Origin of the sequence: Schaalia odontolytica, from assembly GCF_002847525.1 — a bacterium.
GTDB lineage: Bacteria > Actinomycetota > Actinomycetes > Actinomycetales > Actinomycetaceae > Pauljensenia > Pauljensenia odontolytica_B.
The window spans coordinates 51,464-72,838 of record NZ_PKKM01000003.1 but is presented as its reverse complement, the minus strand read 5'-3'; the positions used below and the strand labels follow the sequence as shown (position 1 = coordinate 72,838).

At 67.4% G+C, this 21,375-nt stretch carries 17 protein-coding genes; 12 read left to right on the top strand and 5 right to left on the bottom strand.

All coding sequences use genetic code 11. The features are described 5' to 3' along the window. Positions 1-29 precede the first annotated feature (29 nt). Entirely contained in the window at positions 30-1,070 is a 1,041-nt protein-coding gene (gene coaA, locus CYJ22_RS02485; protein WP_101600851.1) for a type I pantothenate kinase, read from the bottom strand. An 87-nt stretch (positions 1,071-1,157) separates the two neighbouring features. On the opposite strand from coaA, the gene glmS reads away from it, so the two are divergent. The 12 genes from glmS (at position 1,158) to tsaD (ending at position 14,462) form a co-directional block, all read left to right on the top strand. After that, positions 1,158-3,071 (top strand): glutamine--fructose-6-phosphate transaminase (isomerizing), encoded by a 1,914-nt coding sequence (gene glmS / locus CYJ22_RS02480; RefSeq protein ID WP_101600849.1) that lies wholly within the window; start codon positions 1,158-1,160, stop codon positions 3,069-3,071. 317 nt (positions 3,072-3,388) lie between these two features. Further along, positions 3,389-4,288 (top strand): GRP family sugar transporter, encoded by a 900-nt coding sequence (locus CYJ22_RS02475; protein WP_101600847.1) that lies wholly within the window; start codon positions 3,389-3,391, stop codon positions 4,286-4,288. A gap of 69 nt (positions 4,289-4,357) precedes the next feature. Continuing rightward, entirely contained in the window at positions 4,358-6,139 is a 1,782-nt protein-coding gene (locus CYJ22_RS02470) for a bifunctional ADP-dependent NAD(P)H-hydrate dehydratase/NAD(P)H-hydrate epimerase (protein ID WP_101600844.1), read from the top strand. A 67-nt stretch (positions 6,140-6,206) separates the two neighbouring features. Continuing rightward, positions 6,207-7,481, top strand: a complete 1,275-nt coding sequence (gene alr / locus CYJ22_RS02465) for an alanine racemase (RefSeq protein ID WP_101600842.1) — start codon at positions 6,207-6,209, stop codon at positions 7,479-7,481. Then, positions 7,474-8,049, top strand: a complete 576-nt coding sequence (gene tsaE / locus CYJ22_RS02460; RefSeq protein WP_101600839.1) for a tRNA (adenosine(37)-N6)-threonylcarbamoyltransferase complex ATPase subunit type 1 TsaE — start codon at positions 7,474-7,476, stop codon at positions 8,047-8,049. The genes alr and tsaE overlap by 8 nt, the downstream gene beginning before the upstream one ends. Positions 8,050-8,058: 9 nt before the next feature. After that, positions 8,059-8,754 carry a tRNA (adenosine(37)-N6)-threonylcarbamoyltransferase complex dimerization subunit type 1 TsaB gene (tsaB, locus tag CYJ22_RS02455; protein WP_009053895.1) on the top strand — a complete coding sequence of 232 codons (696 nt, stop codon included), beginning with the start codon at positions 8,059-8,061 and terminating at the stop codon, positions 8,752-8,754. After that, a complete protein-coding gene (gene rimI, locus CYJ22_RS02450; protein ID WP_101600837.1) occupies positions 8,751-9,200 on the top strand; it encodes a ribosomal protein S18-alanine N-acetyltransferase in 450 nt (149 codons plus the stop codon). The genes tsaB and rimI overlap by 4 nt, the downstream gene beginning before the upstream one ends. Positions 9,201-9,431: 231 nt before the next feature. Then, entirely contained in the window at positions 9,432-10,145 is a 714-nt protein-coding gene (locus CYJ22_RS02445; protein WP_009053897.1) for a succinate dehydrogenase cytochrome b subunit, read from the top strand. Between the two features lie 16 nt (positions 10,146-10,161). Then, positions 10,162-12,141, top strand: coding sequence for a fumarate reductase/succinate dehydrogenase flavoprotein subunit (locus CYJ22_RS02440; protein ID WP_009053913.1), 1,980 nt, complete (start codon positions 10,162-10,164; stop codon positions 12,139-12,141). Further along, complete coding sequence (locus tag CYJ22_RS02435; protein ID WP_003790501.1) at positions 12,138-12,881, top strand: succinate dehydrogenase/fumarate reductase iron-sulfur subunit; 744 nt, start codon at positions 12,138-12,140, stop codon at positions 12,879-12,881. Before CYJ22_RS02440 ends, CYJ22_RS02435 begins: the two co-directional genes overlap by 4 nt. Positions 12,882-13,086: 205 nt before the next feature. Then, positions 13,087-13,341, top strand: a complete 255-nt coding sequence (locus CYJ22_RS02430) for a hypothetical protein (protein ID WP_101600835.1) — start codon at positions 13,087-13,089, stop codon at positions 13,339-13,341. 65 nt (positions 13,342-13,406) lie between these two features. Next, positions 13,407-14,462: a tRNA (adenosine(37)-N6)-threonylcarbamoyltransferase complex transferase subunit TsaD gene (gene tsaD, locus CYJ22_RS02425; RefSeq protein ID WP_101600833.1), complete on the top strand. Its 1,056-nt coding sequence runs from the start codon at positions 13,407-13,409 to the stop codon at positions 14,460-14,462. Positions 14,463-14,477: 15 nt separating this feature from the next. Here the strand turns inward: tsaD and CYJ22_RS02420 are convergent, their stop codons facing one another. From CYJ22_RS02420 to CYJ22_RS02405, 4 genes are all read right to left on the bottom strand, one after another. Beyond that, complete coding sequence (locus CYJ22_RS02420) at positions 14,478-16,049, bottom strand: alpha/beta hydrolase (protein WP_101600830.1); 1,572 nt, start codon at positions 16,047-16,049, stop codon at positions 14,478-14,480. After that, the gene (locus tag CYJ22_RS02415) at positions 16,046-18,709 is read right to left on the bottom strand and encodes a bifunctional lysylphosphatidylglycerol flippase/synthetase MprF (RefSeq protein ID WP_101600828.1); all 2,664 of its coding nucleotides are present in this window, start codon (positions 18,707-18,709) and stop codon (positions 16,046-16,048) included. Before CYJ22_RS02415 ends, CYJ22_RS02420 begins: the two co-directional genes overlap by 4 nt. Before the next feature lie 145 nt (positions 18,710-18,854). Next, on the bottom strand, positions 18,855-20,024 hold the full coding sequence (locus tag CYJ22_RS02410) for a glutamate--cysteine ligase (protein ID WP_009053857.1): 1,170 nt from the start codon (positions 20,022-20,024) through the stop codon (positions 18,855-18,857). A gap of 65 nt (positions 20,025-20,089) precedes the next feature. Further along, positions 20,090-21,331, bottom strand: coding sequence for a class I SAM-dependent methyltransferase (locus tag CYJ22_RS02405; RefSeq protein ID WP_101600826.1), 1,242 nt, complete (start codon positions 21,329-21,331; stop codon positions 20,090-20,092). Between the last annotated feature and the right edge of the window lie 44 nt (positions 21,332-21,375).

Genomic DNA, 21,375 nt, shown 5'->3' with positions numbered 1-21,375 from the left:
GCTGCGGCCTCGTTTGTGTGTGGATGGGATCAGTCCTTGCGGATCGACAGCGATTCGACGCGGTGGTCGGGGCCCTTCGTGAAGATGAGGGTCGCGCGCTCGCGGGTGGGGCGGATGTTCTCGCGCAGGTTCGGCAGGTTGATCGCGTTCCAGACGACGTGGGCGGTCGAGGCGGCCTCGTCGTCGGTGAGGGATGCGTAGGTCTTGAAGTAGGAGTCTTCGCGGGAGAATGCGGTCGCGCGCAGCTTGAGGAAACGATCGACGTACCACTGCTCGATGAGCTTCTCGTCGGCGTCGACGTAGATAGAAAAATCGAAGTAGTCCGAGACGGCCACCGAGATGGATCCGGGCGCCGAGCGGGGAGGCTGGAGCACGTTGAGGCCCTCGACGATGAGGATGTCGGGGCGATCCACGTCGATGTAGGTGTCGGGCACGATGTCGTAGGTGACGTGCGAGTACACGGGGGCCTTCGCGTGCGGGTTGCCGGCCTTCACCGAGGCGAGGAACGAAATGAGGGCCGAACGGTCGTAGGACTCGGGGAATCCCTTGCGGGCGATGAGGGAGCGTTCCTGCAGGATCCGGTTCGGGTAGAGGAAGCCGTCGGTGGTCACCAGGTCCACGCGCGGGGTGGAGTCCCAGCGGGAGAGCAGCAGCTGGAGGAGGCGTGCGACCGTTGACTTTCCGACGGCGACCGAGCCGGCGATGCCGATGACGAAGGGGGTCGAATGGCCTTCGGGCTCTCCGAGGAAGGCGTGGCGCTCGGCGGCGGTGCGGCGGCGCCCGTCGATGTAGAGCTGCAGCAGTGCGCTCAGGGGCCGGTAGATCGTGTCGACCTCGGTCATGTCGATGGGGTCGCCGAGTGAGGCGATGCGGTCGATGTCCTCCTGCGTGAGGGGCAGGGGAGTGCGATCGGCGAGGCGGTCCCACTCGCGGCGGTCGAAGCGCGCGTAGGGGTTGGGGGCGTTGCGCGCGGCGGCCGGGTTTTGCTCGTCAGGCGAGACGGTCGGCGAGGCCGGGGATGGGATGGGCGAGGGGCTCTCGGTGATGCTCACGCACCCATTGTGCCCCACATGTTTGTGGTCGTGCGCACTTGTTCGCCGCGTGAAGCGACACACGTTACTGACCGGTAGGGGGTTTGGTGTGTTGCAATGGGTGCTATGTGCGGAATTGTTGGACATATTGCATGCAAGGCGTCCCAGCGTAGTCGCGAGGTTGTCCTCGGCGGCCTGGCGCGCCTCGAATATCGTGGATACGACTCGGCGGGCATCGCCCTGGCGTCCCCGGATCGCCTGGACGTGCGCCGCGCGCTCGGCAAGCTCGTTAACCTCTCCGAAGAGCTCGACGCCCAGCCCCCGGTCGATGCGTACGCGGGCATCGGACACACCCGCTGGGCGACCCACGGCCGCCCGACGGTCGCGAACGCCCACCCTCACTCCAGCCCGGACGGGCGTTTCGCCCTCGTCCATAACGGCATCATCGAAAACGCGGATGCTCTGCGCGCCGCCCTCATCGCCGACGGCGAGACCTTCGCCTCGGAGACCGACACCGAGGTGGTCGTCCACCTGCTGGCCCGCGCTTACGACCAGGCGGAGGCGGCCTCGTACCAGGGAGCGGTCGCCGGACTGACCGGAGCAGACGAGGAGGTGGCGCGCCGACTGGTCGTCGCCATGCGCGCCGTCACCGCCCAGCTCCACGGCACCTTCACCCTGCTGGTGCTGAGCACCGAGTCTCCGAACGTCATCGTCGCGGCCCGACGCTCCTCCCCGCTGGTCATCGGCCTGGGGGACGGGGAGAACTTCCTGGGCTCCGACGTCCTGGCCTTCGTCGAGCACACGAACCGCGCCGTCGAGGTCGACCAGGACGAGGTCGTGGTCGTCTCCGCGACCGGCGTGACCGTCATCGACCCCGCGGGTAACCCCGTCGAGCGCGAGGCGTACGAGGTCGACTTCTCTTCCGACCGCGCCACCAAGAACGGCTGGCCGACCTTCATGGAGAAGGAGATTCACGAGCAGCCGGACGCCGTGGGCGCCACCCTGGCCGACCGTATCGACTCCCAGGGGCACCTGGCCCTGGACGAGGTACGCATCCCCGAGCACGTCCTGCGCTCCGTCGACAAGGTCATCATGATCGGCTGCGGCACCGCCTCCTACGCCGGACAGGTCGCCCGCTACGCGATCGAGCACTGGTGCCGCATCCCCGTCGAGGTCGAGCTCTCCAGCGAGTTCCGCTACCGCGACCCGGTCGTCGGCGAGAAGACGCTGGTCGTCGCCATTTCCCAGAGCGGCGAGACCATGGATACGATCCAGGCGATCCGCCACGCCCGCGAGCAGGGCGCGAAGGTCGTCGCCATCGTCAACACGCCGGGCTCGACGATCTCCCGCGAGTCCGACGCCGTGATCCTCACGCACGCAGGCCCCGAGATCGCGGTCGCCTCCACCAAGGCGTTCACCGCGCAGGTCACCGCCTGCTACATCCTGGGCCTGTACCTGGCGCAGGTGCGCGGCAACAAGTACGCCGACGAGATCGCCGACTACATGGATAAGCTCGCGGCCATCCCCGCCGCTATCTCCCGCGTTCTTGAGAACGGGGAGAGTGTGCGCCAGTTCGCCCGCACGATGCAGGATGCGACCTCGGTGATCTACCTGGGCCGCCACGTCGGCTTCCCCGTCGCCCTCGAAGGCGCGCTCAAGCTCAAGGAAATCTGCTACATCCACGCCGAGGGCTTCGCCGCCGGCGAGCTGAAGCACGGCCCGATCGCGCTCGTGGATGAGAGCCAGCCGGTCATCGTCATCGTGCCGACCCCGCGCCGCCCCGAGCTGCACGGCAAGGTCCTGGCCAACATCGCCGAGGTCCGCGCCCGCGGCGCCCGCACGATCATCATTGCCGAGGAGGGGGACTCCTCCGTGGACGAGTTCGCCGAGGTCGTCTTCCGCGTGCCCGCCGTTCCGACCCTGTACGCGCCGCTCCTGACCGTCGTGCCGCTGCAGATTTTCGCCTGCGAGCTCGCCGCCGTGAAGGGCCTTGACGTCGACCAGCCGCGCAACCTCGCCAAGTCCGTGACGGTGGAGTGATCCACCGGCGCGGGGCTGGTGCCTCGTGAGCGCTCACGGGCCTCGTTCCTCATCCGGGACGAGGCCCGTGCTGTGTTTATGACGCCCTGTCAGATAGAAATGCGCCCAGGTGCGCTGCGTCATCGAATGGTCCATAAAGCGTGAAGGCATTCACGAAAACGCTGTGAAACACTAGCCAAAACGGCGATCGAGCGTGCGAGGGTGGTGGAGGGGGCGACTAGCGTGGAAAGGGCGGTGCCGCGTGCGCCGTCCCCAACAACGCAAGTCAACCCCGGCCTCGTGAAACGACGGCCGCGACCACCCCAGGAGGTGCGCACATGACCCTGTCCATGATCCTTATCGGAATCCTGCCCTCTGTCTTCTTCGGCGTCGCCACGACGCTGATGGGAAAGACCGGCGGATCAGACCGCCAGCGAGTCATGGGCGCCGTCCTCGGCGGCCTGCTCATGGCCGCCGTCGCCACCCCCTTCCTGCACCCCGCGTGGACGCCGCTGAACCTGGGTGTGTCTTTCCTGACCGGCCTGCTCCTGGGTGTCGGCGTGTGCGATCAGCTGCGTTCTTACTCCGTCCTGGGCATGAGCCGCACGATGCCCCTGTCCACCGGCGGCCAGCTGGTCCTCATGTCCCTGGCGGGCATCGCGATCTTCGGTGAGTGGCTCCACGGCGGCGCGCTGCCCTACGGCCTCGCCGCCATCGCCGTCCTCATTGTCGGCATCTGGTTCCTGTCGCGCTCCGAGTCCGGCTCCGACGCTGCTTCCCTCGACTGGAAGCGCGGCGCCGTCCTGCTGACCACCTCCACGCTGGGCCTCGTCGCCTTCCCGCTCATCATCAAGTTCTTTGAGATTCAGCCCGCCGAGTTCCTCCTGCCCCAGGCGGTTGGCTACACCGTCTACTGCGCGATCTTCTTCGCGATCCAGGGTCGCGGAGGCGTCGACCCCGAGGACTCGCTGCGCCACCGCCGCATGATCCCCTCGATTGTCAACGGCGTCCTGTGGGGCACCGCCATCCTGCTGCTCCAGCTCAACTCCAACAAGCTGGGCGCGGGCACCGGCTTCACCCTCTCGCAGCTGGGAATCCTGATTTCCACGCCGCTGGGCATTCTGTGGCTTCATGAGACGCGCTCGCGCAAGGAACTGCGCTGGACCATCATCGGCGTCGCCCTCGTTATCGTGGGCGCGGTCCTGGCGGGAGTCGCCAAGACACTCGACGTCGCCTGACCAGCGCGACGGCGCCGTCGTCGCGCAAGTGCCCGCCCGGGGAGTGCGCGCTGTGACACAATATGGCCCATGTTCACGATTGATGGAGCTGCCCTGTCCTTCGCCGACGCGCGGGAACTGGAGAAAAAGTGCGTTGACCAGGCGGTGTCCGAGGGCGATCCGGACCGCTACATGCTCGATGTCGCGGGCGAGGTCGCGGCCGCGGTCGTGCGCTACGCAGACCTGCCCGTGAGCTGGAACGGCGAGGACAGTGAACCGGGCGTGGATGCTGAGGAAAGCGGCGACGATGACGGGGTCGACTGGATCGCTAGCCGTGTCACAGCCTTCGTTGGAGGCGGAGACAACGGCGGGGACGCCCTCTACGCCTGCGCGATCCTCGCGCGCGGAGGAATCGGGGCGACCGCCTACCTCCTGAAGAAGCGCTGCCATCGCCGCGCCCTCGCCGCCGCCCAGGAAGCGGGCGTGCGCATCGTCGACCTGGACGGCCAGTCGTTGCGCTCCATTGAGAACACGCCCGCGTGGTCCGAAGTGTTCCTCGCGCACGCCTGGATCGACGGCATCGTGGGCACCGGCGCCCATGGCCCGCTCACGGGTGTGCTCGCGGAATCCGTGGAGGTCCTCAACAGGCTCTCCGCCATCAAACCGCGCCCCGTCATCGCGATCGACGTCCCCTCGGGCCTGACCGACGACGACGGCGCGATCACGGGTCCGATCCTGCGCGCCACCCACACGCTTGCCGTCGGCACCTACAAGCGTGCGCAGGTCCTGCCCCCCGCCGTTGAGTTCACCGGGGACATCAGCCTCGTGACGATGGACTGGGATAGCAACGGGATGGGCCGCACCCAGGGCGATGACGGGGTGATCGGCGCGGACGACCTCTACGTCGTCGACGAGGCCTTCTCCGCCCACGAAGTCGTCCCCGTCCCCGCTTTCTCCGACGACAAGTACGCCCGCGGTGTCGTCGGGCTCGTCGCCGGATCCGACACCTACCCGGGCGCGGGCCTCCTCGCGACGCGCGGCGCACTGGCCGCGGGCGTGGGCATGGTGCGCCTGAACTCCACGAGGCGCGTCCAGGACCTCGTGCTCGCCGACCAACCCGGCGTCGTCACCGTCGGCGGGCGCATCCAGTCCGCCCTCATCGGCCCCGGCCTCGACGAGGAGCGCCGCGAGGACGCGCTCGAGCTCGCGCAATTCTGTGGGCAATCGGGCATGCCCCTCGTCATCGACGCGTGGGCACTCGACCTCGTCCCCGAGCTGGCGAGTTCCATCAAGCCCGACGCCACCGTCCTTACCCCTCACTACGGCGAGGCCGCGCGACTCCTGGGACGCCTCGGCACTCCGGTGACGCGGACCGAGGTTGCTGCTTCTCCTCTGCGCTACGCCCGCGCGCTCCACGAGGCGACCGGCTGTCACGTGATTCTCAAAGGGCCCGTCACGATCGTGTACTCCTTCGAATACGTGGACACGGAAGTGCAGGAGGCCTTCCAACGTGCGCTCAACGCCGCGGAGGCGTGGCCCGACGTAGACACGCTGCCGCAGGGTCGTCTCGTGCGCTCTTACATGCCGACTGTGGGCCAGGTGACGACCTCCTGGGCGGGCGTCGCGGGAAACGGGGACGTGCTCGCGGGATTCCTCGCCGGCATCCTCGCGCGACCGCTTGCGGACGCGGAGACAGTGCCCGGTCCGGACGGCAAAGCGCAGGCCGTTACCCCCGCGCGCCTGTCCGCTGCCGTCGCCCTCCATGGGCGCGCTGCTCAGGTCGCCGCCGAGGCTGCCGGTGGATTCGCGCCCATCCAGGCCGCGGACATCGCAGAGGCGATTCCTCTCGCACTCGCAGACTCCGCCCGCTGACTGCGCGGGGGAGGCCCTGTGACGCCGCAGGCCCGGCGTGGACCCGCGACCGTGAGATACTAGGGGAGTGACTGTCACAGACATTCAAAGCGAGGGACGGGGATACCCGTCGTGCGCGGCCGTCGACCTGGCCGCCATCACGCACAACCTCAGCGTCCTGCGGGCCGCTGCCCCGGGAGCGCTCCAGCTCGCCACCGTCAAGGCGAACGCCTACGGGCACGGGCTCGTTCCCGTCGCGCTCGCGGCCCTCGACGGTGGTGCCGACTGGCTGGGTGTCGCCCAGCTGGCCGAGGCCTTCACGCTGCGCCGAGGCCTCGACGAGGCCGGGGTGCCCCGAGCCGACGCGCCTCTCCTCGCGTGGATTTCCACCTCTTCCTCAGACTTCGCGGCCGCCATCGAGGCCGATATCGACGTGTCTGTGTCGTGGACCTGGGTTCTCGCGGATATCTGTGCCGCCGCCCGAGAGGTTGGCCGCCCCGCGCGTGTCCACGTCAAAATCGACACCGGTATGTCCCGCGCGGGTTCCACCCTTGCCGACCTGCCGGCCCTGGCCTCGGCCCTGCGGATGGCCACCGATGACGGCCTCGTCGATGTCGTGGGTGCGTGGAGTCACATGTCCCGCGCGGACGACCCCAGCGAGGCGGGCAATGCCTCGACCGCCAGCCACGTGCGCATCTTCGAGGAGGGCCTAGCGATCCTCGCCGATGCCGGCATCACGCCGCGCATCCGGCACCTGGCCGCAACCTCGGGCATCCTGTGGCACCCTGAGGCCCACTACGACATGGTCCGCGCCGGCATCGGCCTGTACGGGCTGAGTCCCGACCCCGCGGTGGCCACGTCTGAGCAGCTCGGCCTCATCCCCGCCCTCGAGCTGTGCGCGCCCCTCACCTCCGTCAAGGTCATCGAAGAGGGGACCCCCGTCTCGTACGGCGGAACCTGGGTCGCGCCCACGCGCCGATGGATCGGCCTCGTTCCCCTCGGCTACGGCGACGGTATCTTGCGCGCTGCCTCCAACAAGGCGCGCGTCGTCGTCCACACCGCCTCCGGCCCCCTCAACGCGCCCCTCATCGGACGCGTGTGCATGGACCAGTTCATGGTTGACTTGGGCCCTGCACAGGCAAGCCCCGGAACGCCGACCGCACGCAGCGGGGATGCCCCTGCTGCCCCCGGCGACATCGCCATCCTGTTCGGCTCGGGAGCAGGCGGTGAGGCCCTGGCCGACGACTGGGCCGAAGCCGCGTCTACGATCAACTACGAAATCGTCACCCACCTGGGTACCCACATCCCCCGCACCTACCGGGGGCACGCAGCGCTCGCGCAGGAGAGGAACACGCATGAGTGAGACCATCACCGCCACGTTCGAGGTAGCAACCCGTGACGCAGACCAGACGCGGGCGCTCGGCGAAGATCTCGGTCGCATCCTGGCGGCCGGTGACCTCCTCATGCTCTCGGGCGGACTCGGAGCGGGCAAGACCACCCTCACCCAGGGAATCGGCGTCGGCATGGGCGTGCGCGGACGCGTTGCCTCCCCGACCTTCATCGTCGCCCGCGTGCACCCCTCGCTCCACGGCGGTCCGGACCTTATCCACGCAGACGCCTACCGCATCACGGACCTCAGTGACCTGGAGACCCTCGACCTGGACTCTTCCCTTGACGAGGCCGTCACCGTCGTCGAGTGGGGCGAAGGCAAGACCGAGGCCATGAGCGCTGAGCGCCTCTCCATCGAGGTGCGCCGCGCGTCGGGTGGCGAGGCCGACCACGATGGCGATGTCATCGACCTGGAGCACATGGATGACGGTCGTAGGCGCATCATCCTGCGCGCCTACGGTCACCGATGGGACGGTCTGCTCGACGGCGTCGTCGCTGCCCACGGCGGCACACGCATCGACGAGGCCGACGCCGACGAGTAGGATCACACCGTGCGAGAGATAGCCCTGGACACCCAAGCAGCCACCACCGTCGCCATCGTCGATGACGGCCGCGTCATTGCCCGCGCCCACAACGATTCCGGGCGCCACCACGCCGAATCGATCACCCCGCTCGTGCGTGAGGCCCTCGAGGCCGCCGGCCTGCCCGCGCAGCTCGCGGATGCTGGCATTGACCGAGTCCTCGTGGGTACCGGCCCTGCACCCTTCACCGGACTGCGTGCCGGCCTCGTCTCAGCCCGCGTTCTTGCCGCCGTCGCGGGCGTGCCCGCCTACGGTGTGTCCGCGCTCGACGTCATCGCCCGCCAGGGCCTCGACCTCCTGGCCCCCGACGCTCGCGTCTACGCGATTGCCGACGCGCGCCGCCGCGAACTCTACTGGGGTTCCTACCTGGCCGCCGGTCCCGACGATGTGACTCTCGAAGGGCGTCTCGAGGTGGGGGACGTGTCTACACTGCTGGGCGCTATGCGCGCCGCCCCCGGCCTCGTCGTCGCTGGAGCCCCGATTCCCGCCCACAGCGCTGACGCGCTCGCGCACGCGGACATCGGCCCCCAGGTGAGCCTCGATCCCGCCGTTATGAGCCGTATCGTCGCCACGCGCCTATCGCGCGGCGAGGAGGACCGCCTGCACACCGATCCCCTCTACCTGCGTCGCCCCGACATTCAGGGTCAGCCCACCGCGCGCCTGTGAACGCTACGCTGCGCGCCGCAGGGCCGGGCGACCTCGAACTCTTCGCCGCCCTCGAGGCCGAGGTGTTCTCCGAGGACCCCTGGACCCCCTACATGATCGCCGAGGAGCTCTCCTCCCCGGCCTCGCGGTACTGGATCGCCACGGATGACTCCGGAGACGTCGTCGGATACGGCGGCGCCAAGGTAGGTGGAGATCAGGCCGACGTCATGACGATCGGCGTGCGCGCCCACGCCCGCGGACAAGGCATCGGAGCGACGATTCTCGACGCCCTCCTGGCATGGTCCCGCGAGGCCGGAGCACGCGAGATCTTCCTCGATGTGCGACCCTCGAACGAGAGTGCCATCCACCTGTACGAGACACGGGGATTCGTCGAAATTGGCCGCCGACCGCGCTACTTTCGCAACCCCGTCGAAGAGGCCGTCGAGATGAGGGCTTCCCTCATCTGAGGCAGTGCGACGACCGCCACCAAATAGGTATGGTCGGTGTATCAAAAATCGTGTCATTCGAGCCCCGTTGACGGGACCATTGGTCCCACATGTTTCCCTTGCGGCTGCGGGCATGAGAGGTCTCAATAGCCGCGGAAAATAGCGGAAAATGACAGCATGTCGCCACGCGGCGCGCGGGGCGTCGTGCCATGGTCCTACGAAGCGGACGAAAAGCGTCGATATGCTCATGCCATGGCCACTCAAAATGTCGCAACGAAGAAGCGCCGCGCGTGGACCACCAGCGTCTTTATTAAGCAGCTGATGGCCGTCTCGGGCTTCGTTTTCGTTTTCTTCTTGCTGTTCCACTCCTACGGCAACCTCAAGATGTTCCTGGGCGCGGAGGTCTACAACGACTACGCGCACTGGCTGCATGAAGAGGCTTTCGTGCCGATCTTCCCGCACGGCGGATTCATCTGGGTCTTCCGCGCCGCCATGGCGCTGATGCTCATCATCCACCTGTGGGCCGCCGCCTACACGTGGAAGCGTTCGCGTCGCGCTCGCTCCACGCGCTACGTCGTGAAGAAGTCCGCTTCGGCCTCCTACGCGGCTCGCACCATGCGTATGAGCGGTGTCCTCATCCTGCTGATCCTGATCTTCCACATCGCTCACTTCACCACCGTGAGCCTGCCCGCGAAGCTCGCGAACTTCGGCGCTGACGTCACCACGCCCTACGCCCGCATGGTCGCCTCTTTCCAGTCGCCGGTCCTCGTGATCCTGTACGCCGTGTTCGTCGGCTGCGCCTGCATCCACGTCTCCCACGGCTTCTGGTCCATGTTCCAGTCGCTCGGTTGGGTGCGTAACGCGACCCGCAAGCCCCTGGTTCTCCTCTCGGGCGTGGTCGGTCTGATCATCTTCGTGATGTTCATGGCCCCGCCCGTCGCCATCGTCACCGGCTTGATCCACTGAGGAAGGGCACGCAATCATGACCGATACACTCATCCACGGCCTCTACCGTGAAGGCGAGAAGATCGCCGACACGAAGGCGCCCCACGACGTCCCGATCGCTCAGCGCTGGGAACAGCGTAAGTTCAGCGCCGCGCTCGTCAACCCCGCCAACCGCCGCAAGCTGCGCGTCATCATCGTCGGCTCCGGCCTCGCGGGCGGCGCTGCCGCCGCCTCGCTCGGCGAAATGGGCTACAACGTCGACTGCTTCTTCTACCAGGACTCCGCCCGCCGCGCGCACTCCATCGCCGCGCAGGGTGGTATCAACGCCGCGAAGAACTACCGCAACGACAACGACTCCGTCTACCGTCTCTTCTACGACACGGTCAAGGGCGGCGACTACCGCGCCCGCGAGGACAACGTCTACCGCCTCGCCGAGGTCAGCGCCAACATCATCGACCAGTGCGTCGCGCAGGGTGTCCCCTTCGCCCGCGAGTACGGCGGCCTCCTCGACAACCGCTCCTTCGGTGGCGTGCAGGTGTCCCGTACGTTCTACGCGCGTGGCCAGACGGGTCAGCAGCTGCTGATCGGCGCCTACCAGGCGCTCGAGCGTCAGGTCGCAGCGGGTACCGTCACCGAGCACTCACGTCACGAGATGGTCGAGCTCATCGTCGACGAGGGCAAGGCCCGCGGCATCGTCGCCCGCGACATGTCCACCGGCAAGCTCGAGACCTTTATCGCCGACGCGGTCGTCCTCGCCACCGGCGGCTACGGCAACGTGTTCTTCCTGTCCACCAACGCGATGGGCTGCAACGCGACCGCCATCTGGCGTGCGTACCGCAAGGGCGCCTACTTCGGCAACCCCTGCTTCACGCAGATCCACCCCACGTGCATCCCCCAGCACGGCGACCAGCAGTCGAAGCTGACCCTCATGTCGGAGTCGCTGCGTAACGACGGCCGCATCTGGGTTCCCAAGCGCGCTGAGGACTGTGAGAAGGACCCGCGTCAGATCCCCGAAGAGGATCGCGACTACTACCTGGAGCGCATCTACCCCTCGTTCGGTAACCTCGTGCCCCGCGACATCGCGTCGCGTCAGGCCAAGAACATGTGCGACGAGGGCCGCGGCGTCGGCCCGAAGATCGACGGTGTCGCCCGCGGCGTCTACCTCGACTTCTCCGACGCGATCAACCGCATGGGCCTGGCTGCCGTGTCTGCCAAGTACGGCAACCTCTTCGACATGTACGAGCGCATCACGGGAGACAACCCCTACGAGGTGCCGATGCGCATCTACCCGGCCGTCCACTACACCATGGGTGGCCTGTGGGTTGACTACGACCTCGAGTCGAACCTGCCCGGTCTGTACGTGGCCGGCGAGGCGAACTTCTCCGACCACGGCGCGAACCGCCTGGGTGCCTCGGCGCTCATGCAGGGCCTGTCGGACGGCTACTTCGTCCTGCCCAACACGATCAACGACTACCTGGCGCACTGCTTCCACCTGCCCAAGCTGGACGAGAACTCGCCTTCGGTGAAGGAAGCTCTCGAGTCGGCTCAGGGCCGTATCGACACCCTCATGTCGATCAACGGCACCCGCTCCGTGGACTCGTTCCACAAGGAGCTCGGCAAGATCATGTGGGAGTACTGCGGCATGGAGCGTACCGAGGAAGGCCTCAAGAAGGCCATCGGTTTGATCCGCGAGCTGCGCGCCGACTACTGGAAGAACGTTCGCGTTCCCGGCAAGTCGATCGGTGAACTCAACCAGTCCCTCGAGAAGGCCGGCCGCGTCGCCGACTTCATGGAGCTGGGCGAGCTCATGTGCATCGACGCGCTGCACCGCGAAGAGTCGTGTGGCGGCCACTTCCGCGCGGAGTCCCAGACTCCCGAGGGTGAGGCCCTGCGTCACGACGATAAGTTCCTGTACGTGGCGGCTTGGGAATACGCTGGCGAAGGCGAGCCCCCGATCCTCCACAAGGAAGACCTGATTTACAACGACATCGAGCTGAAGCAGCGGAGCTACAAGTGAACCTGACACTGAGGATCTGGCGCCAAAACGGTCCCGAAGACAAGGGCGCAATTCATGAATACCAGGTGAAGGGAATCTCGGAAGAGTCCTCGTTCCTGGAGATGCTCGACGTCCTGAACGAAGAGCTCTTCGCACGCGGCGAGGAACCCATCGCCTTCGACTCCGACTGCCGCGAGGGCATCTGCGGTCAGTGTGGCATCGTCATCAACGGTATCGCTCACGGCCCGGAGGTCACCACGACCTGCCAGCTGCACATGCGTTCCTTCAACGATGGTGACGTCATCACGATCGAGCCGTGGCGCGCATCGGGCTTCCCGATCATCAAGGACCTCGTGGTCAACCGCAGCGCCCTGGATCGCATCATCCAGGCCGGCGGCTACATTTCCGTGAACACGGGTGCAGCCCCCGACGCGCACGCGACCCCGGTCCCGAAGCAGGACGCGGATCGTGCGTTCGAGGCCGCCGCTTGCATCGGCTGTGGTGCGTGCGTGGCTGCCTGCCCGAACGCCTCCGCGATGCTCTTCACCTCGGCGAAGGTCACGCACCTCGGCCTGCTCCCGCAGGGCAAGCCCGAGAACTACAAGCGTGTCGTCAACATGCTCAACCAGATGGACGAGGAGGGCTTCGGCTCTTGCTCGAACATCGGCGAGTGTGCTGAGGTCTGCCCCAAGCAGATCCCGCTCGACGTGATCGCAAACCTCAACCGCCAGCTCGGCAAGGCCGCCTTCAAGGGCGTCTGATTCGACTGGAGTGGCCTGTTGGGAGGGCCCGGCGCGAAAGCGTCGGGCCCTCCCGCATGTTCGATGCACAAGCGCGTTGGCTCGGCGGCGAGACACGGTGCGTCGACACGGCGAGGCAGCTGCGGTGGAGGGCGTCAAATAGCCCATCGCGGTGGCATGTGCGGCGTATCATGAAAGCATCATCGGCTCAGAGAGGAGTTCTGCCATGCAATTCGATGAGAGCGGCCCGAACACGCACACGCGACGCTACTGGGTCAGCGCGACGATTGGAATCGGCGCGATGCTTGTCTTTGCGATCCTGTCGGTCATTCTGCTCCTGGGAGTCCTCTTCGGATCGCCGTCTATCAAGCCTATTGCCGACTCGCTCTTCCCGTGGTCGCTGCTGGTGCTGGTGGTAGCCGGAGCAGCAATGTTCGTTGCAAACTTGCGCCCCCACACGCAGGTAGACGCCGACTCCTGAGGATTCGCGCTCGAATCCGCCTGCGCACGCGGCGGCAGAGTTGAGCGCGGCTTAAACTAGGGGACGTGAGTGAACCCCTGGTCCTTGGTATTGAGTCAACCTGCGACGAGACCGGCGTCGGCCTCGTGCGTGGAACGCAGCTGCTGGTCGACCGCACGGCCACGTCGATGGATGAGTATGCCCGCTACGGCGGCATCATTCCCGAGATCGCGTCGCGCGCCCACCTGGAGTCTTTCCTGCCGACGCTCAATGCGGCGCTGGACGAAGCGGGCGTGACCCTCGCCGACGTGGACGCGATTGCGGTCGCGGCAGGACCCGGCCTTGTCGGATCGCTGACCGTCGGTATCTGCGCGGCGAAGGCCCTGGCCTCGTCCCTGGGCAAGCCCCTGTACGGCGTCAACCATGTGATTGGTCACCTGGCCGTCGATAAGCTCGCCGACGGGCCGCTTCCGGAGCACTTCATCGGCCTGGTTGTCTCCGGTGGCCACTCGAACATCCTCGAAATCCGCAACATCGCGACCGACGTCGTCGAGCTGGGTGGAACCCTGGATGACGCCGCGGGCGAGGCCTTCGACAAGGTCGGGCGCCTCCTCGACCTGCCCTACCCGGGCGGCCCACACGTCGATCGGCTGTCCCAGCAGGGTGATCGTGAGGCGATCCGTTTCCCGCGTGGCCTGGCTGCTGGCAAGGACAAGGAACGCCACAAGTACGACTTCTCGTTCTCGGGCCTCAAGACCGCCGTTGCCCGCTATATCGAGGGCGCTACTTCCCGAGGTGAGGTCGTCAGCAAGGAGAACGTCTGCGCGGCGTTCTCCGAGGCCGTGAACGACTCTCTGACGGCTAAGGCCGTCCGTGCGGCACTGGACACCGGCTGCGACATGATCGTCGTCGGCGGCGGTTTTTCCGCGAACTCGCGGCTGCGCACCCTGCTCGCGCAGCGCGCCGAGGCCGCGGGTGTCACGGTACGCATGCCTCCGCTGCGTTTCTGCACGGACAACGGCGCCCAGATCGCCGCGATTGGTTCAGAACTGGTCGCGGCAGGACTGCCGCCGTCGGATTGGGACTTCTCTCCGGACTCCGGCATGGAGCTGACGACGACCTACATGCCGCCGCGCGCCTGAGAACGCGGGTCGAGACTAGCGCAGGCCGTCCATGAAGCTCTGCGCGACCGATCCCCACGAGGTGTAGAAGCCGCCCGACATGTTGGCGGCGATGCCGATGAGCATCGCGGCGCTTACCGTGGTGGCCCCGAGTAACGTCAGACGCGCCAGGTATCCGAGTACCCGGAGCACGGGGCGCGGCACAGAGGCGAACAGGTCCGAGTGCTGCGCGCGGTGACGCGCCCGGTGTCGATGGTCGGCCTGATCGCGCTCGTCTTCGTGGCGGCGCAACTGCCAGTGCGGCGCGACAAGCCACGTGAGCACGAGCGAGACGAGTAAGCCGGCAATCAGGAGCCCCAGCGTCAGGTAGCCGTTCGGAGCTGTCGGCGGCACCTCGTGGGTCACGGTGGTCACCGGCACAATGGACGAGCTGGCCTCGGATGACTGAGCGGTGGCCGCCGTCGATGCGGCCCCGACGGCGTGGGCTACCCGATCAGAGGACCCCCACCACGCCAGCATCGTCGGAATGTGGTCGCGCCACAGCGGGCCCGTGTGTCCGCCGGTCGGTGGCACATCCGTCGTCACCGTGTCGGGTTCCTTGACGGCGGAGGCCATTTTGAGGGCGGTGTAGGCGCCGCCAACGGCGTCGTCGCCGGCGGCCATCGCGTAGATGCGCAGCCCATCCGGCGTGCGATTTGCCAGCATGGTCGACAGCGTGTTGTCGGCCAAGTACTGGTCGCCCTGGTTGGTCATCTGCCCCTCGATCTGCGTGTCATAACCGGACAGCGAGGCGGCGGCGCCGTAGGTCTCGGGCGTGCGCAGGGCCGTCCAGATCGCGCAGTAGGCTCCCGCGGAGAAGCCTCCGATCATCCAGGCGTCGCGATTGGACGTCGTATTGGGGAAGTTGTGTCGGATCATCTCGGGGACGTCGTGGGACACCCACGTGTAGACGGCGGGACGTCCCTCGATGTTGGCGCAGTCGTGGGCCTCCTCGTCGACGTTGAGATCAGGGGCGACGACGATTGTGGGGGGAATGATGCCTGCTGCGATGGCCTTGTCGAGTTCCTCTTGAATGCTGAGGTTTTGAAGGATGCCATCGGGGCCGCCCGGGAAGCCGTGCAGAAGCTCGATGACCGCGTAGGTCTTACCGTCAGTGGGGGAGTAGTTGCTCGGGGTGATGACGAAGACGGGCAGGGTGATCCCGCTCGAGGGGCCGGTCCATGTGGTCTGGAGCATGCCGTCTTCGGTCTTCGTGAAGGTCGCGTCGAGTTCGGATGTGGCGGCGGACTGCGCGTTGATGTTGGCCTCGCCGCCGGACTGGGCGGTCGTGCCGACGACGGACGACAAGGCGAGTTTTGCTAGATCCCCGCTGGTTTTCACGAGGCCGAGCGAGCGGTTGAAAACGAGTGCCCCCGCGGACGCGATAAGGATTGTGGGCACGAGGAGGACGACCGTGCGACCGAGCCACCGCCTCGTGCGTCCCGGGCATCGCGAGGGGGCAGATCGGGCGAGAAGGACCGCCCCCGCCAGCAGAGAGAGGATCGCCAGGACGGCGACCACCACGAGGGTCTTGAGCGAGGTGAGGGGGATGCTTCCCAGGGCGCTCATCGGCGCTCCTTTCCGCCACCATCGGACGAGGCCGTGGCAGCGAGCGCATCCGTGTCGGGGCTGCTCTCCCGGGAAGCAGCTCGCGTCGAGCGCAGGTCTCCGACGCCCTTTGCGGCGAGTTTGGCGAGGCCCCCGGCGACCGAGGCGACGAGCGTGAGGGTCTGCGCGGGGGACACACGGGGCACGTACGCGTGCGAGATGGCCAGTCCGACTGTTGCGAGGGATGACGGATCCGGCACCGCCAGGTACAGGGACTGCGTGCGGGGCTTGAACTTGCGCTTGAACGCGTGCAGCGAGGTGAAGCCGTAGAGCGGCTCCATGATGGCGGCCAGCGCGTCGGTGAGGGGGCCAAAGGCCGAGGTGTCATCGGCAGAGCGCGACAGGGGAGCGCCCGACAGTGACAGGATCTCTAGCCCCTCTTCCTGCGCCGCCAGGGCGGCCTTGCCGATGAGGAACTCGATCGCGGGACGCCACCCGGTAGTGCGCCGACGCATGACATCCAGGGTCAGGCCGACGACTGTTCCGTCGCGGTAGATCGGCAACCACGAGGTCACGGCATGGATCGTCGACTCCTCATCGATGGCGACCAGGATGCGCGTCTCAGGGACTGCAAGCTCTCGAACACTGCCGAGCGTAAAGCTCATCTCAGGCAGGGCCTTGTCGGCGCTCCAGGAATCGGAGATGACGGTGATCTGATCGCGCCAGCCCGCCGGGCACTCCTCCCAGGTAGTCCACACGGCCTCAACGCCCTCGCGGGACGCGTGGTTCATCGCGGTGCGCACGTCCTGGTAGGCCTTGCCCTTGAAAGCGAGGCCGGGCAGGTCCAGCAGCGACTCCTCGGCGACCTGCATGATCGTCCAGCCCTCCTCGCGCGCGGCCTGCGCGAGTTCCTCGTGGACCGAGTAGAGCGCGGGGGTCAGGCCCGAGTCGGATGCGAAGGCTGAGAACAGCGCGATCGCCTCGGAGGCCTTGCCTGGCTCGTACGCCAGGTCCGTGACCGTCAGCGCGACGCCGCCCGACCCGCGATAGGCGACCCCGGCCTCGCCGGTAGGGGACACCCACACCTGGTTGCCCTCCCAGGTCTGCATCCACCCGAGGGTGCCTGCACCGTGGGCGCGCAGGAGCGACGTGAGGCTCTCGAGCGGCGAGGACAGCGGGATACGAGGCCGAGCGAGCAGAGCGCTCAGGATGATGGCGAGGGTGCCGACCCAGGCGACGAGTGGCACCCACAGGACGGGCGCCTCGGCGAAGAGGGTCATCGGAACCAGGGACGGCTCGAAGATCGAAGCCGTCGCCGTGGGGAGCAGCGCGAGGGTGTAGTCGTGGAGGATCTGCAGGGGAGTCGCATAGTCGGTGACGGTCAGGTCGTCGCCGGAATTGAGGGCCTCGAGGGGGATGAACGAGTCTTTCGTGAGGAACCCGAGGACGAGGACCGCGCCCGCGCAGCCGACCATGAGGAGCAGCCAGCGCCGCACCAGGGTCGAGGTCGTGGAGGGCTCCGCGTGAATCGTGAAGGAACGGCGCACCCACCACGTGATGACGCACAGGGCGGCGTTAAGGATCACCGGAACGAGGAGGAGCGAGGCCGTGGTGACGAGCTCGGGCCTGGCCATCCCGTTCTCGTCGGTGCCCTGGGCGAGAGCGACACCCGTCGCCGCGACCGTTGACAGACCGAGGACCAGCTGGAGGATAAGAGTGCCGAAGTAGGCGGCGCGCCTGCCCTTGCGCAGCCCGTAGGCGAAGATCAATTGAAGAGTGATGGGGGCCAGGCACAGCAGAGTCGTGATGACGCCGGTGCGGCCCTCGAGCCACCACGCGGGGCCCAGCGACCAGCGCATCTGCGCGAGTGGTCCCTCGGGGGCCGAGGAGACGACGGTCAGCGCGGCAGCGCAGGCCCAGCACAGGGCGGCGACGGAGGCGAGCTGGCGTCCGATCGTGATGTCGTTTCCGGACCCGCTGCGCGCCCCGCGAACCCCCGCCAGCCGCGCGGCCACGATGCCCGCGAGGAGGGCCCACACGCGCGCATACGAGATCGCCGATCCGAGGATAGCCGCCGACAGGAGGAGGATTCCGATGAGGAGGAAATGGGCGCGCCAACGCCAGTGAGAGGCCAGCGACTGCGCTGCGGCGCCCACGAGGGCGACGAGGATGAGGCTTGTACCCCACAGGCTGCCCTCGTCGATCGTTTGCCCCCACATGGAGAACACCTTGGTGAGCAGCGGGAGCGTCAACCAGGTGGCTGCGACACCGACGATCTGTCCCGCGGCCGCAGCGGCTACCCACGCGCGTGTACCGAGGTGCCTCTCGGCGGCGCCGCCCGCAATGATCATAGTGGCGATGCCAAGCACGGCTGTGGCGATGAAATTGCCGGGAACCGCGCCGACGGAGGAGAGAATCGACCACCAGTGCGGGCTGGACGGGTCGGCCTCGAGGGCCGTGAATTGATCGCGCCACACCCAGTAGGTCGCCGACACGATCGTCAGGGCGACCGTAAGGACGGCGGTAGCCGGGCATCGTGACAGCCAGCGGATGGTGAGGCGTGTCAGCGAGGAGAGGAGAAGCCAGATGGTCTGCAGGGTCGCCCCGATGGGGGACATGATCCTGACGAGCGTCGATGGTGCGCCGCCGGTATCGGGTGTCTGTGTTGCTTCCTGTACCACGGGCGAGTGTCCTCTCAGCGTCAGTTTCGAGCCACCTCAAGGATACGGCGGCGTTCTGAGAGTCGCCTGAATGCTATCTGTGAGTGTGTGGTGGTGACGACAGTGCCCCGCGCCGGTGAAGACGCGGGGCAACGGTTTAAAAGCGTCAGACGTTCAGGGTCGCGAACTCGGCGAGAGCCAGGGGGCGCCCCGCGCTCATCTCCGCGCGCATGAGGTCCACCACCGCGTCGAGGCCCTGGCCGGGTCGCGCGGCTGCCGCGACGGCCCGCTGGCGCTCGTAGGAGGCACCGATCGTCAGGATCGTCTCCAGGCCTGCGAACTCGCGCGCGCAGTTCAGGTCGGCGGCCACGGGAGCCAGCTCTTCCTTCAGTCGCGCGATGCCGTCGCGCGCGCTCTCGGTGGCGCCGTCACGAGACACGATCAGCGTCGCGTCCATGCCGTAGCGCGCCGAGCGCCACTTGTTCTCGGCGACGAACCAATCCGGCAGGGAGGGAAGGGGCTCGCCCGCGTCGTACAGGCGCGAGAAGTGCTCGACGAGGACGTGGGTGAAGGCCGCGAAGGTGGCGACCTCGGTCGCGTTGGTCGCAGCGTCATACACGCGGTTCTCGATCGTGCCGAAGGCAGGCGAGGGGCGGATGTCCCAGCGGACCTCGTCGAAGCCCTCAATGACGCCCGTACGGATCATGTCGTCCGTGTAGGCCTCGAGATCCTCCCACGTCGCGAACTGGCGAGGGATGCCGGCGGTGGGCAGCTGCTGGAAGACCATCGCACGGTTGGATGCGTAGCCGGTGTCCTCGCCCGCCCAGAAGGGGGAGGATGCGGAGATGGCCTGCAGGTGGCCCAGATGGGCGGTCAGGGCTGCCTGGATCGGGAGGATCTTCGCGCGGTCTTCGACGCCGACGTGCACGTGGACGCCGTACAAGAGCATCTGATGCCCCCAGTAGGCGGTGCGCTCCACCAGCTGCGCGTAGCGCTCGGAATCGGTGACGCGCTGGCGGCCGGGGCGCGCGAAGGGGTGCGTGCCGGCGGTCGCCAGGTCAATGCGCAGGTCCGAGGCCAGGGGAGTCAGGTAGTCGACGCAGTCCATCAGGTCGGCCATGCACTCGGCGACGGTTGAACGCGGCTTGGAGACGACCTCGATCGTGTTCAGCAGCATCTCGCGGTGGACGCCCGGGTAGAGCTTGCCATCAGTCGTGGCGCGGTCGATGATCGCGTCCGCGCTCTGGCGCAGGTCGTGGGAGTCGCGGTCAACGAGCTGGAGCTCCCACTCGACACCGATCGTGGAACGCTGGGAGGAACCGAAGGGCAAAGACATGTCGATCCTTTCGCTGGCTTCCTCCATTGTGGCAGGGCAGCGAGCGGTGTCGGCGGAGAGCTTCCTTACAGGTTTTTAGCCAACCGTCGGCAGATGATCGCGCGATGGCGCCCGTCCACGCGCGTCGCGATGATGGTCAGCTGCTCGTCGCCTCCGCCCAGTTTCAACGATTTACGCAGGTCGTCGGGGCTGATGTCCGCTCCGCGCTTCTTGATCTCGACGCTGCCCGCGTCTCGGGCGCGCAGCTCGGCGGAAATCGCCTTTGCCCGCAGGTTGGTCACCGCGAGGACCTCGAAGCGGTCGTAGAAGGGGGAATCGGGCAGGTCATCCCCCGTCAGGTAGGCGATCTTCTCGGACACGATGCCCGCGCCGACCTCGTCCGCGAGGCGTCCCAGGAGACCCGATCGGATGACCGCGCTGTCGGGCTCGGCGATTATCGCACCCAGGGGCGCGACCTCCACGCGAGGCGCGGGAGCGTTGGGCGCGTACCCCTCGGGTGTGGAGAGCGAATGGGCGGCCCCGGCCTCGTCCAAGAGGAGGCACGAGCGCCCGCGACCCTCGGGGGACAGCGCGGGGGACCAGAGGGAGGCCTCGACAAGGTCGCCGCCCACGCTTACCCACTGCGCGTGCCAGGAGGAGGGGATGTGCTCGTACGCGATGCCCGGCGCCACCTTGATGCCGACACGGTCGATCGTGGAGGCCCAGCCGAGGGCGAGCGAGAGGGGAGGGGACCACTGCTCCGGGTCCGTGATGCGCGCCGACCCGCGCGAGGCTCCCGTGCGACGGGCCGGGTCGGCGAAGATCGCGTCGACGCCCTCGGCGGCCAGCTCGTCCATGTCGAGGTCCGTGACGTCCCCCAGGCGCACCTCCGCCCCCTCGAAGGCTCGCAGGTTCGCGGCCACGGCGCCGGCGGTATCGGGATCGATGTCGACCGCCAGCACGTTCATGCCCAGGCCAGCGATCGCCATGGCGTCCGACCCGATGCCGCAGCCCAGGTCGGCGACGCGTGTCGCGCCGCAATCCCTGAATCGTTGGGCGTGGCGGGCTGCCACGACGAGGCGCGTCGCCTGCTCGAGGCCGTCGCGCGTGAACACCATGTGGGAGGCAAACGGGCCAAATTTTGAGCGCGCTGCCTGGCGCAGGGCCAGCTGGGTGAGGACTGCGACCACGAGGTCTGCGTCGAGGCCGGCGGCGCGCAGTGCCGATCCGAGCTCGGGCAGCGGGATGGGGTTGGTGGCCTGCTTCGCTTGCAGGGACTCCAGCAGCTCCCAGCCGGGGGAGGACAGAATGGGGGTCAGGGCGCTCACCCGCTCATTGTCCCATCTCTTCAGGGACGAGGCCGTGCGGGGCC

What these genes read in the sequence shown, in the direction of transcription:
- glmS (WP_101600849.1), top strand. Translation starts at nt 1,158, where the DNA reads ATGTGCGGAATTGTTGGACATATTGCATGCAAGGCGTCCCAGCGTAGT.
- CYJ22_RS02475 (WP_101600847.1), top strand. Translation starts at nt 3,389, where the DNA reads ATGACCCTGTCCATGATCCTTATCGGAATCCTGCCCTCTGTCTTCTTC.
- CYJ22_RS02470 (WP_101600844.1), top strand. Translation starts at nt 4,358, where the DNA reads ATGTTCACGATTGATGGAGCTGCCCTGTCCTTCGCCGACGCGCGGGAA.
- tsaE (WP_101600839.1), top strand. Translation starts at nt 7,474, where the DNA reads ATGAGTGAGACCATCACCGCCACGTTCGAGGTAGCAACCCGTGACGCA.
- CYJ22_RS02445 (WP_009053897.1), top strand. Translation starts at nt 9,432, where the DNA reads ATGGCCACTCAAAATGTCGCAACGAAGAAGCGCCGCGCGTGGACCACC.
- CYJ22_RS02440 (WP_009053913.1), top strand. Translation starts at nt 10,162, where the DNA reads ATGACCGATACACTCATCCACGGCCTCTACCGTGAAGGCGAGAAGATC.
- CYJ22_RS02430 (WP_101600835.1), top strand. Translation starts at nt 13,087, where the DNA reads ATGCAATTCGATGAGAGCGGCCCGAACACGCACACGCGACGCTACTGG.
- CYJ22_RS02420 (WP_101600830.1), bottom strand. Translation starts at nt 16,049, where the DNA reads ATGAGCGCCCTGGGAAGCATCCCCCTCACCTCGCTCAAGACCCTCGTG.
- CYJ22_RS02410 (WP_009053857.1), bottom strand. Translation starts at nt 20,024, where the DNA reads ATGTCTTTGCCCTTCGGTTCCTCCCAGCGTTCCACGATCGGTGTCGAG.